The organism is Blastomonas fulva (genome assembly GCF_003431825.1).
GTDB lineage: Bacteria > Pseudomonadota > Alphaproteobacteria > Sphingomonadales > Sphingomonadaceae > Blastomonas > Blastomonas fulva.
In genome coordinates, this window is record NZ_CP020083.1 from 3,840,052 (window position 1) to 3,855,834 (window position 15,783).

The 15,783-nt window shown below is 64.4% G+C and carries 12 protein-coding genes; 7 read left to right on the forward strand and 5 right to left on the reverse strand.

Annotated features, from left to right (window positions below):
* Positions 1-65: 65 nt before the first annotated feature.
* Positions 66-1,103, forward strand: coding sequence for an AraC family transcriptional regulator (locus B5J99_RS18090; RefSeq protein ID WP_117353214.1), 1,038 nt, complete (start codon positions 66-68; stop codon positions 1,101-1,103).
* Between the two features lie 455 nt (positions 1,104-1,558).
* On the opposite strand, the gene B5J99_RS18095 is transcribed toward B5J99_RS18090, so the two are convergent.
* From B5J99_RS18095 to B5J99_RS18105, 3 genes are all read right to left on the reverse strand, one after another.
* Positions 1,559-2,752, reverse strand: a complete 1,194-nt coding sequence (locus B5J99_RS18095; protein ID WP_054135461.1) for an IS91 family transposase — start codon at positions 2,750-2,752, stop codon at positions 1,559-1,561.
* Between the two features lie 4 nt (positions 2,753-2,756).
* The gene (locus B5J99_RS18100; protein WP_054135460.1) at positions 2,757-3,674 is read right to left on the reverse strand and encodes a tyrosine-type recombinase/integrase; all 918 of its coding nucleotides are present in this window, start codon (positions 3,672-3,674) and stop codon (positions 2,757-2,759) included.
* 343 nt (positions 3,675-4,017) lie between these two features.
* Positions 4,018-5,022 carry a PepSY-associated TM helix domain-containing protein gene (locus B5J99_RS18105; RefSeq protein ID WP_117353215.1) on the reverse strand — a complete coding sequence of 335 codons (1,005 nt, stop codon included), beginning with the start codon at positions 5,020-5,022 and terminating at the stop codon, positions 4,018-4,020.
* Between the two features lie 87 nt (positions 5,023-5,109).
* On the opposite strand from B5J99_RS18105, the gene B5J99_RS18110 reads away from it, so the two are divergent.
* The 6 genes from B5J99_RS18110 to B5J99_RS18135 all read left to right on the forward strand — a co-directional run bounded on the left by B5J99_RS18110 (position 5,110) and on the right by B5J99_RS18135 (position 12,399).
* The gene (locus B5J99_RS18110; protein WP_162892660.1) at positions 5,110-7,146 is read left to right on the forward strand and encodes a TonB-dependent siderophore receptor; all 2,037 of its coding nucleotides are present in this window, start codon (positions 5,110-5,112) and stop codon (positions 7,144-7,146) included.
* Between the two features lie 15 nt (positions 7,147-7,161).
* On the forward strand, positions 7,162-7,890 hold the full coding sequence (locus tag B5J99_RS18115; RefSeq protein WP_211337848.1) for an ABC transporter ATP-binding protein: 729 nt from the start codon (positions 7,162-7,164) through the stop codon (positions 7,888-7,890).
* Positions 7,887-9,296 carry a DUF3526 domain-containing protein gene (locus B5J99_RS18120; RefSeq protein ID WP_117353217.1) on the forward strand — a complete coding sequence of 470 codons (1,410 nt, stop codon included), beginning with the start codon at positions 7,887-7,889 and terminating at the stop codon, positions 9,294-9,296. The genes B5J99_RS18115 and B5J99_RS18120 overlap by 4 nt, the downstream gene beginning before the upstream one ends.
* 10 nt (positions 9,297-9,306) lie before the next feature.
* Entirely contained in the window at positions 9,307-10,656 is a 1,350-nt protein-coding gene (locus B5J99_RS18125) for a DUF3526 domain-containing protein (protein ID WP_162892661.1), read from the forward strand.
* Between the two features lie 295 nt (positions 10,657-10,951).
* A complete protein-coding gene (locus B5J99_RS18130; RefSeq protein WP_162892662.1) occupies positions 10,952-12,010 on the forward strand; it encodes a porin family protein in 1,059 nt (352 codons plus the stop codon).
* Between the two features lie 11 nt (positions 12,011-12,021).
* Positions 12,022-12,399, forward strand: coding sequence for a TonB-dependent receptor (locus tag B5J99_RS18135; RefSeq protein ID WP_117353220.1), 378 nt, complete (start codon positions 12,022-12,024; stop codon positions 12,397-12,399).
* A 402-nt stretch (positions 12,400-12,801) separates the two neighbouring features.
* Here the strand turns inward: B5J99_RS18135 and B5J99_RS18140 are convergent, their stop codons facing one another.
* Both B5J99_RS18140 and B5J99_RS18145 read right to left on the reverse strand, forming a co-directional pair.
* On the reverse strand, positions 12,802-13,839 hold the full coding sequence (locus B5J99_RS18140) for an IS110 family RNA-guided transposase (RefSeq protein WP_117351837.1): 1,038 nt from the start codon (positions 13,837-13,839) through the stop codon (positions 12,802-12,804).
* A gap of 432 nt (positions 13,840-14,271) precedes the next feature.
* Positions 14,272-15,465 carry an IS91 family transposase gene (locus B5J99_RS18145; protein WP_054135461.1) on the reverse strand — a complete coding sequence of 398 codons (1,194 nt, stop codon included), beginning with the start codon at positions 15,463-15,465 and terminating at the stop codon, positions 14,272-14,274.
* Between the last annotated feature and the right edge of the window lie 318 nt (positions 15,466-15,783).

Genomic DNA, 15,783 nt, shown 5'->3' on the forward strand with positions numbered 1-15,783 from the left:
CACATTTGGTGACATTGTTTTCACATTCGACGCCACGTCAGCTGGCGCGATGGGAGAGCAGAGGCATGGCGGAGCTTGTCCGGGTCGCAGCGTTGACCGGGTATCTCGAAACAATGGCAGGTTTCGCGGTCGATCCACGCCCATTGCTGCGCGAGCAGGGGCTCACCGGCGACCTTCTCGTGAACCCGGAAAGGCTGATCCCCGTCCAGGCAGCGATCCGGCTGCTGGAGCGCAGCGCCGCCGAGACGGGTTGCCTCACGCTCGGCCTGCGAATGGCGGAATGCCGTTCGCTCGCCAACCTGGGGGCCACAAGCCTGCTGATCGCGCACCAGTCCACGCTTCGAACCGCATTACATACGCTTCAGGAGTTCCGCTCGCGGATCAATTCGACGTTGGTGCTGCACTGTGACGAGCATGGGAGCGACGTGATCCTGCGCGAGGATTTTCAGTTACGTCGCCCTGAGCCATCTCGCCAGTCCACCAATCTCGCGCTCGGCGTGCTCGCCCGATTGTGCCGGAGCGTTCTTGGTGATTTATGGGCACCGCTTACTGTCTGTTTATCGCACGATTCACCTGGGACGTCCGAGAGTGCGGTGTTCCTCCGCGTGTTCAATTGCCGGCCGCAGTTCAACTCGGAATTCAACGGCATCGTTATTGCTGCCGCTGATCTCGATCGACCTAATCTGAAGGCCGATGATCAGCTTGCAGCGCACGCGCGGCAGTTGCTTGACGCGGTGATGAGTCCTGCAAGCCGGTCAGCGACGCAAGACGTCAGTCAACTGATCCAGCTGCTGCTGCCCTCCGGCCGCGCCACCATCCACGGCTGCGCGGCAGCCATGGGGCTGACGGTTCGCACGTTGCAGCGGCTGCTTGATGCTGAACAGACCAGCTTCAGCGTGCTGCTCAACAGCGCGCGTATGCAACTTGCGGTTCAATACTTGGCCAACCACCGGATGCGCATCACGGATGTAGCTGAGATGCTCGGCTATGGCTCTATTGGTGCATTCACGCGCTGGCATGCCAACACCTTCGGAATGCCCCCGAGTCAGGCGCGCGCAATCCACCGCCAGAGGAACGATGAAGTGCCAGGGCACCGTCATTGATTAACCAGGTGATGTGTTCAGTGATATCTGCTTTCAAGCTTCTTGTCGGCAGTCGGCTTGGAATTGGAGCACACAACCAACTCGTCGCTTAGCGCCGCCCCAAACGGCTCCTTTTGGCAGACCCGGACATTCATCGTGGCTGTCGTGTACGACTGGGTCTGTGAAGGGTTTCGGGCGCTTGCGTACGAAAGCCTCCAGTGCAGGAACCCGCGGGCCCCGCGCGCAGGTCTATGGGTAAAGCGGCTTTGGGATGGTTTTTGCGGGTAAGCGCAGCCGATCCGGCGGTGTCGCTGTTGGCCTGATCAACGTGATTTTGTGCGGTGTCAGACTGCTAGCGGCGTTGGTTTTGCTGGCCAGTGTGCCCTGCGCCCGGCTTAAATCCGGGATGGGCACGCGCTGGGTCATCGGTCGGGACACCATGGGTCCGACCGTCGTGCAGGGCGAGCCATGCCGGATCATGGCGCGTGTCTCCGGGCCGAGGATACTGGGGGTGGCGGTGCACGCGGTTGGTAGCAACGGGCAAAGGTCTCGATGATGGTCATGTGCCCGCCGCAGCATGGGCATGGCGGGCGATGGTCGGGCGGTTCTTCCGGTTCGGGCTCCTCGACCGGCGCAGCGCCCCCCAGGAGACTGCGGGCGAGCGCCATGGCGTCCTTGTGCGTCGAACTGGCGAGCAGGCCGTAATGCCGGATGCGATGGAAGCCGCGCGGCAGGACGTGGATCAGGAAGCGGCGGATGAACTCGTCCGTCGCCAGCGTCATGACCTGCTGGCGTTCAGCCCCGCTGCGACGGTAATCCTTGTAACGGAACGTCACGCTGGCATCGTCGAAGGCAAGGAGCCGCTGGTTCGAGATGGCGACGCGGTGGGTGTAGCGCGAGAGATAGGCCAGCACCGCCTGCGGCCCGGCAAAAGGCGGTTTGGCGTAGACCACCCAGCGCTTCTTCCGGATCGGCGACAGATGCCGGAGGAAGACCTTGCGTGTCGCGAGGCCCGCCAAGGTGTTGAAGAAGGCCAGCTTGCCGGCATCGTACAATGCCAGCAGCCGGGTGAGGAACAGCCGGCGGAACAATGCGCCCAGCACACGCACTGGTAGAAGGAACGCCGGGCGCGACGAGACCCACCGCTTGCCGTCTGGCGTGATACCCCCGCCGGGCACGATCATGTGCACATGCGGGTGATGGGTCAGTGCCGATCCCCACGTATGCAATACGGCGGTGATGCCGACGCGCGCGCCGAGGTGCCTGGGATCGGCGGCGATGGTCAGCATCGTGTCCGCAGCCGCGCGGAACAGCAGGTCATAGACCACCGCCTTGTTCTGCCACGCGATATCCGCGACCTCGGCCGGCAGCGTGAACACGACGTGGAAGTATCCCACGGGCAGCAGATCGGCCTCGCGCGCGGCCAGCCAGGTGCGCGCCGCCGCACCCTGGCACTTGGGGCAATGCCGGTTGCGGCAGGAGTTGTAGGCGATCCGCCAGTGCCCGCAGTCGTCGCAGGCCTCGACGTGACCGCCAAGGGCTGCGGTGCGGCAGGTCTCGATCGCCGTCATGACCTTGAGCTGGCCGAGGCTCAGATGGCCGGCATGGGCTGCGCGATACGCGGGCCCGGCACTCCGCAAGATGTCGGCGACCTCGATCGAGGTGCGCACCGGTTCAACCGGGCGGCGATGCCGTTCGCTTGGGGCCTTCCATCAGGCTGAAGATGCGGTCGAGCGGGCTCGCCACCGCCTGCATCGTCCTGGTCGATACCTTGGTGTAGATGGCGGTGGTACCGATCTTGGTGTGCCCAAGCAGGACCTGGATCACGCGGATGTCGACATCCTGCTCGAGCAGGTGAGTGGCAAAGCTGTGGCGCAGGGTATGCGGGCTCACGCGTTTGCGGATCCCGGCGAACTCAGCCGCCTCATGCACGGCGCGGTGCAACTGGCGTGCCGAGATCGGGTCGGTGCAACTGCGCCCCGGGAATAACCAGCCGTGCGGTAACATGACCCCGCGCCGCTTGCCTTCACGCCACCATTGCCGAAGCAGATCCAGCAGATGCGGCGAGAGCATGGCGTTACGATCCTTGCGCCCCTTGCCCTGCTCGACCCGGATCAGCATGCGCGTGCTGTCGATATCGTCAACCTTCAGGTGGGCAATCTCGGACACGCGCAGACCCGCGCCATAGGCCACGCCGAACGCTGCCTTGTACTTGATGCCCGGTGCAGCCTCGATCAGCCGCGCAGCCTCCTCGACGCTCAGAACCTCGCGCAGCTTGGGTGTGCAGCGAACGACAACAAGTCCCAGTGCCATCTCCGGCCGCTTGAGGGTTATACCGAACAGGAAACGCAATGCCGATACAGCCCCGTTGATGGTTGCTGGACTGATGGCACGCTCATGCTGAGCGATCTGATAGCGCCGGAGGTCTTCGATCGTGGCCGTATCGGGTGGTCGGCCGAGAAACGCGGCAAATGACCGGACGTGCCGGATATAGTCCTTCTGCGTGTGCTCCCCAAAGCTACGCATCGTCATGTCCTGCAACATACGCTCGCGCAAGGCATTGTTCGGGGCAGCGGTAGTGATGGTATCCATGGTGCGTTCCTTTCCGTTGAAGGAACTCCACCCTCACAAGCGACTTCGCCGCTCTCAAAGCCTCAACAATACTACGCTACGTCACCCCAAGCGACTCTCCCGCGAAGCGGGTTCGTGCTCTGGGTCGACTGCTGCCGAATGCGAATGCCCGTTCGTGGGACATTTCTGCCCTTTCTAAACCGCCTTGAAGATGCCCGACTTCACCAAAAGCCGACACTGTGGTGATCGCCTCCCGATTGGCGGCTTTTTGCGGGAGCGCTTCCCAATTGCTGCCGTTCAGCAAGCGACCCCCATCTGGTCACCGCGGAATGGGTCTGGTGTGTCGCATGCGATGGATCGGTTTTCATCGTCGCTTTCGGCACCTCCTTCGCGTGAACATCCAAAGGCCGGTCAAGAACAATGTTATGGGTAAGAGGCTCGCGCCAGCCATGAACCAACGCCCTGCATGCCCAAAGGCAGACCCGCCATGCAATCCTCGCGCAAATGCATCGGTCGAGGTCACCGCCAGCGGCCGCTCGGCGATGACGGCCCCTCCTTCGATGTCGACCAACATGATGCGCATGATCCCGGCTGAGTTTTCGACAATTGCGCGGGCCGGCGCGTCAGGTGGGGCACGAAGCGAAATGCTGCGGAGCTTCATCGTGCCAGCGTGAATTTCGACGGCATGGGCTATCCTCCCTGCCATCGGTGCAGTCGGTGAGTGGCGGGTATGAACATGCGCTAGCGTTCCCGGTTGGTCCTGCCAGGTCAGCACGATCGTCGTCAGAGCCATCGTAAGCAACAGCCCGGATGACCAGATGCCAATTACGTTGTGAAGCACTTTGGCTCTGCTCGGGGTGCGGGTCATTTTCAGCGAGGCTCGCTCAAGCCGCCGCTGCACCAGCCACATCCACACCCCCGTGGCGGTTGAGACGAACAGCACCCATGCCAAAGCGAGCATGAGCCATCGCCCGGCATCGCCCGCGAAGAATTCGGAGTGGAATGCATGGATCTGGCCGATCGTGCTGGCGCTGTGGCTTCGCGTGCCAAGGATCAGCTGGCCAGATCCGTCAACCGCCACCTCGATCTGCTCGCCAGAACTGGTCGTTCCGCCGACGTGCATCGCAGAGGAGGCGCGCGGAAAATAGATGAAATCCAGCGCTATGCCGGGGTGCCGGGCTTTGACCACGGAGATGGCGCGGTCGGCGGCGCCCTTCGCGCTTGCAGGCGTGGACGGATAGAAGTTTGGTGCGAAAATGGCATCGGCCTCTTCCCACAGAGCCAGTGGCATACCAGTCAATGCGACGAGAGCCATCGGCAGCCCCAGCACAAGTGAAAGCCATCGATGGGTCAGCAGGATTTTGAACATAAGCGTTGCTAAATGTAATGGTGTAACATATCAATTAGCATTGTCAGGAAGCGCAGGGGGTCAATGAAAGACGTGAAGAAAATCATTTTGGCTGCGGTTATCTCTGCGGTGCCGACGGCGCTGCAAGCTCAGGAAGGCAGCAAAGCAGATCAAGACAATGCGGCCGACATTGTCGTTACCGCCACTGCGATCGCCAAGCTCGACGTTCCGCTGGCCGAGACTCCGCAGAACATCACCGTCATTATGCAAGACGCCTTCGAGCGCCAGAACGCCACCAGCGTCGAGGAAATCCTGCGTTACGTGCCTTCGGTGCAAGCCGAACTTGCGGGGCGATCGGGTTTCGATGAATTCCTCGTGCGAGGGTTCAATCAATCGCGCTACCAGTTCCGCGATGGTCTGCGGCTTGATCCGAGCTACCTTCAGCAGCAGGAGCCGGGCGGGCTCGCCTCGATCGAGGTTGTGAAGGGGCCGGCATCCGTGCTGTTCGGACAGATCGCGCCGGGCGGTGTGGTCAACATGACGAGCCGCGTCGCTTCGCCTGAGCGGGTCGCCGATTTCACCGCGACCATCGGTACCGACGACTTTTATCGCCTCACTGCCGATATTGGCGGGGCGCTTAACGAAAGCGGCACGTTGTCTGCGCGCGCGCCGATTGTCTACGCCTCGCGCGGGGACACGCAGGACTTCGTCGGGGCCGAGCGGATCTTCGTGGCGCCCAGCGTCACCTGGCAGCCGAGCGATGCGACCAAGCTGACGCTGCTCGCGCTCTATCAGCGCGATGATTACGACCGCACCATCGGCGTGCCTCTGTTGGGCACCTTGCAGCCGAGCGCCGCCGGGCCGATCCGGCGTTCGCTGTTTCTGGGCGAGCCCGATCTTGATCGGCTGACGTCGGAACAGGTCCAGATCGGTTACCAGTTCTCGCACCGGTTCAGCGACGCGATCCAGTTCCGCTCGCGCCTCAGATACAGCGATCTCAGCATTGAAGGCCCGATCGTTCAGGCGCCGCGCGGGGGTTCAACACCGACAAGCATTACCCGCCGTGGGTTCGACTACATCGGCGATCGCAAGATGCTCTCGACCGACAACCAGCTTGAAGCTGTGTTTGGCACCGGCAACATCGAACACCGGGTGATGATCGGTATCGACTATCAGGACTTCACCGATCGCAATTCGGGCGAGCTGTTCGGCCTGGCGCCGATCAACCCCAACGCGCCTGTCTATGGCATCGCTCCCGTGCCGTTGGGGCCGTTCTTCTCGGCTGACGTCGCCTTGAAGCAGGTTGGCCTTTACGCCCAATATCGGGCTAAGATCGCAGAGCGGTTTATCGTGGTCGCCGGGGTGCGCCAGTCGGACTCGGACACCAGCAGCACCGATGTGCTCGCCGGAACCACCCGCACTCAGGACGACAGCGATACCAGTTTCAACGCGGCGGTTATGTATGTCAGCGACGCCGGGTTTTCGCCCTACCTTAGCTATAGCCAATCTTTCGAGCCACAGTTCGGGTTCGATCCGCTCACCAATGGGCAAACTCCGCCGCCCTCGCAGGGCGAGCAGATCGAAGCTGGTCTGCGCTGGCAATCTTCCGATAAGCGGCTGTCGGCGCAGGCGGCGATCTTCCAGATCGACCAGACCAACATCGTCAATGGCGATCCTGCCAATCCCGGCTTCAGCGTGCTGATCGGCGCGCAGCGGCACAAGGGGGCGGAGATCGAGCTCAGTGGACGGATCGGCGAGGCGCTGATTGTACAGGCGGGCTATACCTATCTCGATGCCAAGGTGCGGGCTAGCAACAATGGTGATGTCGGCCTGACCTCGCTCAATGTCCCCAAAAACTCGGCAAGCATGTTCCTGACGCTGCTGGGCGATGCCGTCGGACTGCAAAGAAGTGAAGGCAGCATTGGGGTGCGCCATGTCGGCGAGCGCCGGGCCAATGATGCGCTCGACATCCTCCCCGCCTTCACCGTGTTCGACGCAGCGGTGCGTCACGATTTCGGCCCGTTCGAAGCCGCGCTCAATGTGAAGAACCTGTTTGACGAGACCTATTTCACCGGCGGCGATTTCCGCGCGGTATTCTTTGGAGAGCGCCGTCAGGTCCAACTGACCCTGCGCGCAGGATTCTGAGAAGACGAGGGCAGCATGACGACGCAGCCTCAGGTGCTCGAAGCGGTCGGTCTCACCAAGCAGTTTGGCGAGGCTGTGGCGCTCGATCGGCTCGACCTTCAGGTCGCGGCGGGCGAGACTGTGTGCCTGCTCGGGGCGAACGGCGCTGGCAAGACCACCACGATCAACCTCTTCCTCGGCTTTTTGGAACCATCCGCCGGAGCGGCGCTGGTGGACGGTGTCGAGGTCGCCCGCAATCTTTCTGCAGCACGCAAGAAGCTTGGCTATGTGGCGGAGGTCGTGGCGCTCTATCCAACACTGACCGGGGCGGAGAACCTGGATTTCTTCGCGCAGCTGGCTGGCGAGCGGGTCGATCGTGCCGCGCGGGATGCGATCCTTTCAAGGCTGCGGTTCCCCGATGGCGCTATCGATCGTCCTGCGGGCACCTATTCCAAGGGCATGCGCCAGAAGCTGGGCCTTGCGATTGCCCTAATGAAACGGGCCAAAGCGATCCTGCTCGACGAGCCGCTGTCAGGCCTTGATCCGGCAGCCGCCAATGATCTGGTCGCGGTGCTGCGCGAGACCGCTGCGGGCGGCACGGCGCTGCTGATCTCCACCCACGACATCTTCCGCGCGAAGGATGTCGCCACCCGAATCGGGATCATGCGCCACGGGCAGCTACTGGCCATGATCGACCCGGCAACCCTTTCTGCCGGCGAACTGGAGGCGATTTACCTCACCCACATGGCAGAGCGCGCGGCATGAGCATCACCGCCGCGATCCTCACCAAGGACCTGCGCGAGCTGCGCCGTGATCGGCGGGTCGTTGTCATGGCATTGCTGGTGCTTGCGCTGGCCGTCACCGCGCTATTGACCGCTTATGCCCGAATCAACGCCCATGAAGCGGACCGCGCCGCCACCATCGCCGCCGATCGCGCCACCTGGGAAGGACAGGGCGCACGCAATCCCCACAGTGCGGCGCATTTCTCGAAATGGGCGTTCAAGCCGCTCACCGCACAGGCGGTGCTCGATCCCGGTATCGCTGCCTTTTCGGGCAGCGCGGTGTGGATGGAGGCGCACAACCGCAACCCGGCGGTCGCCCGGCCGGTCGACGATCAGACCGTGATCCTGCCGAGCGGGGACTTCAGCCTCGCCTGGGTGCTGCAGATGCTTATGCCGCTGCTCGTCGCCGTCATCGCCGCCAGCTGCGTCGCGCGCGAGCGGGAGCGGGGAACGCTGCGGCTGATGCTGGCGAGCGGGGTGGGCGCGGCAAACCTTGTCAGGGCCAAGCTCGCCTCGGTCGGCGCGGTGACGCTGGCGCTGGGCGGCGTGATCAGCCTCGTCGGGGTGATCGCCGCCGCGGGTGCGGGGCCCATCGATCCGGCACGGCTGGCCGTATGGCTCATAGCCTATGGCGCTTTCCTGGCGATCGTGGCGGCGATCGCTGTGATGGTGTCGCTGCACGCGCGCTCCTCGGGGCAGGCGCTGATGATGCTCGCGGGGCTGTGGCTCTTCGCTATCGTGCTGACCCCGCGCGCCGCCGCTTCTCTTGCCGACTACGCCGCCCCGGCACCCACCGGCGAGCAGTTCTGGGCCGATGTCGCTGCGGCCAAGGCGGCCTATCCCAGCCCCTTCGCCGAGGGGATGGACACCTTTGCGGCCAAGATGATGGCGCAATACGGGGGCAGCCGGATCGAGGACCTGCCGGTCAGCTTCGGCGGTCTCCAGCTCGAGGAGGACGAGCGGCTCGGCAACCAGGTCTATGACGAGAAGTTCCGCGCGCTCTTCGCCGTCTACGATGCCCAGCGTGCGGTGCTGCGCTGGGCAAGTCTTGTCTCCCCGCTGCCCGCCCTGCAGAACATCTCCATGGCGCTGAGCGGCACCGACATGCCGCATCAGATCGCCTTTCAGGAACAGGCCGAAAGCCGCCGCCGGGCGGTGGTGACGCAACTCAACACCGATCTGATCCGCAACGGCGCTGGTGCAGACTTCGATTATCTCGCTGATCCGCAGCTGTGGTCCGAGGTCGAGGACTTTGCCTTCGTCCCGCCGTCGCTGGGCGAGACGCTGGCCGGACTGTGGCGCGAGGCGCTGATCCTGCTGGTCTGGCTGGCAGGGGCGATGGTTCTAGTGCTGCGTTCGGCACAGCGGCTCAACGGTGCGGGGCAATAGGGTGCTCGGGATGATCGCGCTTGAGCTCCGCGTGATGCTACGCGACCGCGCGGCGCTGGCCCTGCTAGCAGTTCTTGCGGGCGCGCTGGCGCTGGCCTGCCTGTCCGGCGCGGCGCTGATGCAGGGCCAGATCGACGGTCGGGCCGCCGCCCAACTCCGTCAGAGCGAGGCGGCCGAACAATTGCGCGAGCGGCTGGCCGATGCCGAACTGCCCCCCGAGGAGGCGATCCTCACGCCCTATCGCCTGCGCCAGGTGCTAATTGCTCCGCTTCCCCTGCTTCCCGAACTGAGCGTCGGGCGCGCGGCGCTCGATCCCTATACCACCACGGTCACCATGCGCACCGGCCGCGACACGCTGTTCCAGCGCAGCGGGCTCGAGAACCCGGAGCTGCTGGTGCGCGGCGGGATCGACCTCGGTTTCGTGGTGGTGGTGCTTGCGCCGCTGGTGCTGATCGGCCTGCTTTACAGCCTGTTCGCCGCCGACCGCGACAGCGGCATGGCCCGCCTGATCGTGGCGCAGGCTGGCGATCCGGTGCGTCTGGTGATCGCTCGCATTCTCCCGCGCCTTGCGCTGGTGCTGCTGATGATCGCGGCGGCGGTGCTCGTGCAACTGGCGAGCGGGCCGGATGTGGCAGGTCGCTGGCAGGCGGCGAGTGTATGGCTGCTGGTGGCGGTCCTGTTCCTGCTGCTGTGGGCCGCGTGCGGGGCGTGGATCAACTCTCTCGACATCGGCGCCGAGACCGCAGCCTTCACGCTGGTCGCGCTGTGGGCGCTCGTCACGCTGGTGCTGCCCGCAGCGTTTTCGGCCATCGTGCAGGCCAGCTACCCGCCGCCATCACGCTTCGAGCAGATCGCCGCCGCCCGCGCCGCCGAGATCGCCTCGACCGAGGCCTACGAGAACGATCACCCGGAGATCGCATCGGGCGAATTCGAAAGCCGCCTTGCCTCGATCCGCAAGACCTGGGAGGTGGCGCAGAAGGTCGAGGCGGCGACTGCCCCGATTGACCGGCGCTTCACCGAGCAGCTAACCGCCCAGCAGCGCTTCGCCGAGGCGCTGTCGTGGGCCTCGCCCGCGCTGGTGGCCAAGCACGCGCTGGAAGAGGCTGCCGGAACCGATTCTGCCGGGGGGCAGGGCTTTCGTACCGCAAGCGAGCAATACCGCACCGCGCTGCGCCGGTTCGGCGGCGAGTTCGTGGAGCGCGGCGCCATCCTCGGGGCCGCAGACGCCGAGGAGATGCCGCGTTTCGCCTGGTCGCCCGTGCGCGTGATGCCCTGGGGTGCGATCGCGACCCTTGCCGCGCTTGTCACCGGTCTGATGCTTCTGGCAGGTCGGCGCTTCGCGCGCCTCAAGCTCGCGTGACGACGGCGCCTTTGCGAAGCGCAGCGCTGCTGGCATCAGCGCTTCTGCTGGCCCCGCTCCGTCCGGCAGCGGCGCAAGGCAGCAATCCGCCCGCCTCGGAGCAAGCGGATGCGACAACCGCTCGGGAGCGTGACGTCGGCGCCAACATTGCGCTGGTCAACCGCTCGGAAGAGAACGTCATCACTCAGGCCTCGGACGCCTTCGGCACCAGCGTCGGGGATGAGACGATCGGGCTCTACAACGGCGGCAATGTGCGCGGCTTCTCCGCCTTCGCGGCGCAGGGGTGGAGGAACTCGTGTACCCCGACGGAGCCGATTTCTGGTTCGTGCGCTATGGCGGCATCGCGCGCTGGCGGCCTGCCAAGGGCGTGGAGGTGACAGGCTTCTTCAGCCGCTACGACTATTTCGACGAGGAGACGACTCCGGTGATCTTCACTTCCGGCGCCTTCCTCCCCCGCCGCATCGCCCGCAACCGCTTCTACGGGCAGCACTGGGCCGACTGGGCGGGACATCCGCAGAATTTCGGCGCCATGGCGAAGGTCGATCGCGGGCCGTGGCAAATCGGGCTGGGCCTGTTCTCCTCTCGCTTCACCATCGACCAGTTCGGGGCAAACCTCTTCGCGAGAACAGACGCCCATGGCAGGACAGAGCGGCAGGTGCTGTTGGGGCGCGATCAGGTGTCGCAATCCTATTCGGGTGAACTGCTTGTCGAGCGAGAGTTTACCGAGGGCCCGCGCTGCCACCACCTGCTGGCCTCGGCGCGCTTTCGCCGCGTGGACGATGATCTGGGCGGCTTTGCCTTTCGCAGCCTTGGCCCTGGCGCGATCGATGTCGCAGATTCGGTGCCTGAGCCGGATGTGGCTTTTGGCGCGCTCACCCGCGACGAGATACGCCAGGAGACCGGCGCGCTCGGCTATGAAATGCAGTGGCAGGGCCTGAGAGAGATCAATTTCGGTCTGCAGAAGACCCGATACCGCAAGAAGGTGCGCGCGCCCGGCCTTGCGCCCTCCGCCAACGCCGACAGCCCGATCCTCTGGAATGCCTCGGCGGTGCTGACCGCGATGGATGGCATTGTGCTTTACGCCGCCACCACCCGCGGGCTCGAGGAAAGCGGCACCGCGCCATCCTTTGCCGCCAACGCCAACCTGTCCCTGCCCGCGCTGCGCACCCGGCAGGTCGAGGCGGGGGTGCGCTGGACGCTGACGAAGGACGTCAAGCTGATCGCAGGTCTGTTCGATGTGCGCCGTCCCTATTTCGAGCTCGACGCCGACAATGTCTTCCGGGTGCTGGGCGATGTGAAGCATAGGGGGCGGAGATTTCGCTCACCGCCAAGCCCCTGCCAGGCCTTAACGTGATTGCAGGTGCAATGCTGATGCGCCCCCGCGTTACCGGCGAGGCGGTCGAGCAAGGCCGCTTGGGCGAACGCCCGCTGGGCCGCGTGGGCACGACCCTCGACCTCAGGGTCGATTATCAGCCACCCGCCCTGGATGCCCTGTCGGTCGATCTGGGTATCAACTACACCGGTGACCGAGCGGCGCGGATCGACAACAGCCTGTTCATTCCCGAACGGGCGACTATCGATCTGGGCACGCGCTACCGCTTCAAGCTGGGGCGCAGCCCCGCCGAGGTGCGCGCGCAGATTGCAAACCTGACCAACACCTTCGGGTGGAACGTCACCGGCGGCGGTGGTTTCCAGTTCATCCCCTCGCGCAGATTCAACCTGTCGCTGTCGGCGGATTTTTGAGTTTTGTCTCTCGCGTCCCAGACAGCCAGCGCAGATATCAAACCTGCTTCCGACCTCTGCATTGCGGACATTCGCTAATCCACTCAGTTCGAGCCATGAGCGTGGCCAAAATGCGATCCTGAAAGCCGTATGGCGTCTGTGGATGGCTCCCGCGTTGCAAGCATAAAGTGATGATCAGGTGATGGGTCGGGTGCAGTCGTCTGTCCGGCCTGTTGATGCAGTCGGCATGGACTGCTGGCCCTGATGGGGTCCGCGAACATGGTCCCGATCGGCTTTGCAGGCTGTAACGCCTTCGCCATTCGTTGGGTTGTCCTTGTTCCCGGTCCGACCGGTTCGTTCCATCACATCGCTTTGCTCTCACAACGTCGTGAAGCTGATCTCCTCAGCTAAGCTCTTGATCTCTCATGCAGCCAGTATCGGCGCATGACCGCGCTCGAAGACTCCGCCCCGCGCCATGATCGCCCATGCGATCCGCGCCATCTTGTTGGCGATGGCAACCGAGGCGACGCGCGCGGGCTTTCTGGCGAGTAGAGCAACAAAGCGCGGATCGACCGTCTCGGGCTTGCTCCTGGCAGATCGGATCAATGCGGTTGCACCGACAACGAGCAGCTGGCGCAGATAGTTGTCGCCCATCTTGGTGATCCGCCCGAGGCGTTCCTTGCCACCGCTCGATCGCTGGCGCGGTGTCAGCCCCAGCCAGGCTGCGAACTGTCGTCCCGACTTGAACTGTGCGGCGTCGCCTACCGATGCGGCGAGCGCAGTAGCGCCAACGGGTCCGATGCCAGGGATCGTTGCAAGGCGCCGGGCCCGTTCGTCACTGCGCTGCAGAGCAGCAAGACGAAGATCGAGCTTGCGCAACTGTGTGTGCAGTTGGAGCACCTGCCCGGCTAGCACACCGACGACGTTCGCCGCTTCGTCCGGCAGATCTAGCTCGGCCTCACCATCGACGATCTTTCGCGCCATCTGCAACGCCTTTTCAACGCCGACCGGGATCGCAATGCCGAGCTCGGCAAGCACGCAGCGCATCATGTTGACCAGCTGCGTGCGCTGCTTGATCAGCAGGCTGCGCGCACGGTGGATCGACAGCGCGGCCTGCTGCTCGCGCGATTTGATCGGCACGAACCGCATCGTCTGGCGCGTCACCGCTTCGCAGATCGCCTCGGCATCGGCAGCGTCGTTCTTGCCGCGCTTCACGTAAGGCTTCACGTAAGACGCCGGCATCAGCCGAACTTCGTGCCCGAGCTTCGTCAGCTCGCGCGCCCAGTGATGCGACGTCCCGCAGGCCTCGGCGCCCACCAGGCACGGCGGTAGCTTTGCGAAGAACGGCAAGACCTGCGCTCGCCGCAGTGTCTTGCGGAGCACCACCTCACCGGTGGCGCTCACGCCGTGAACCTGAAAAACATTCTTGGCCAGATCGAGGCCGATTGTGCTAATCTCCATGACGGGTGGCTCCTTTGCTCGGGTTTGCATGACAGCAACCCATATTGGCACCAAGATGCCGTGAGCGGGAGCCATCCACCTCATCCGCTTTTGGCTGTAGCAGACGTCATCGCGAACGATCGGGAACGACCGAGACTGTGAAGGGTTTCGGGCGCTTGCGTACGAAAGCCTCCAGTGCAGGAACCCGCGGGCCCCGCGCGCAGGTCTATGGGTAAAGCGGCTTTGGGATGGTTTTTGCGGGTAAGCGCAGCCGATCCGGCGGTGTCGCTGTTGGCCTGATCAACGTGATTTTGTGCGGTGTCAGACTGCTAGCGGCGTTGGTTTTGCTGGCCAGTGTGCCCTGCGCCCGGCTTAAATCCGGGATGGGCACGCGCTGGGTCATCGGTCGGGACACCATGGGTCCGACCGTCGTGCAGGGCGAGCCATGCCGGATCATGGCGCGTGTCTCCGGGCCGAGGATACTGGGGGTGGCGGTGCACGCGGTTGGTAGCAACGGGCAAAGGTCTCGATGATGGTCATGTGCCCGCCGCAGCATGGGCATGGCGGGCGATGGTCGGGCGGTTCTTCCGGTTCGGGCTCCTCGACCGGCGCAGCGCCCCCCAGGAGACTGCGGGCGAGCGCCATGGCGTCCTTGTGCGTCGAACTGGCGAGCAGGCCGTAATGCCGGATGCGATGGAAGCCGCGCGGCAGGACGTGGATCAGGAAGCGGCGGATGAACTCGTCCGTCGCCAGCGTCATGACCTGCTGGCGTTCAGCCCCGCTGCGACGGTAATCCTTGTAACGGAACGTCACGCTGGCATCGTCGAAGGCAAGGAGCCGCTGGTTCGAGATGGCGACGCGGTGGGTGTAGCGCGAGAGATAGGCCAGCACCGCCTGCGGCCCGGCAAAAGGCGGTTTGGCGTAGACCACCCAGCGCTTCTTCCGGATCGGCGACAGATGCCGGAGGAAGACCTTGCGTGTCGCGAGGCCCGCCAAGGTGTTGAAGAAGGCCAGCTTGCCGGCATCGTACAATGCCAGCAGCCGGGTGAGGAACAGCCGGCGGAACAATGCGCCCAGCACACGCACTGGTAGAAGGAACGCCGGGCGCGACGAGACCCACCGCTTGCCGTCTGGCGTGATACCCCCGCCGGGCACGATCATGTGCACATGCGGGTGATGGGTCAGTGCCGATCCCCACGTATGCAATACGGCGGTGATGCCGACGCGCGCGCCGAGGTGCCTGGGATCGGCGGCGATGGTCAGCATCGTGTCCGCAGCCGCGCGGAACAGCAGGTCATAGACCACCGCCTTGTTCTGCCACGCGATATCCGCGACCTCGGCCGGCAGCGTGAACACGACGTGGAAGTATCCCACGGGCAGCAGATCGGCCTCGCGCGCGGCCAGCCAGGTGCGCGCCGCCGCACCCTGGCACTTGGGGCAATGCCGGTTGCGGCAGGAGTTGTAGGCGATCCGCCAGTGCCCGCAGTCGTCGCAGGCCTCGACGTGACCGCCAAGGGCTGCGGTGCGGCAGGTCTCGATCGCCGTCATGACCTTGAGCTGGCCGAGGCTCAGATGGCCGGCATGGGCTGCGCGATACGCGGGCCCGGCACTCCGCAAGATGTCGGCGACCTCGATCGAGGTGCGCACCGGTTCAACCGGGCGGCGATGCCGTTCACTGTGAAGGGTTTCGGGCGCTTGCGTACGAAAGCCTCCAGTGCAGGAACCCGCGGGCCCCGCGCGCAGGTCTATGGGTAAAGCGGCTTTGGGATGGTTTTTGCGGGTAAGCGCAGCCGATCCGGCGGTGTCGCTGTTGGCCTGATCAACGTGATTTTGTGCGGTGTCAGACTGCTAGCGGCGTTGGTTTTGCTGGCCAGTGTGCCCTGCGCCCGGCTTAAATCCGGGATGGGCACGCGCTGGGTCATCGGTCGGGACACCATGGGTCCGACCGTCGTGCAGGGCGAGCCA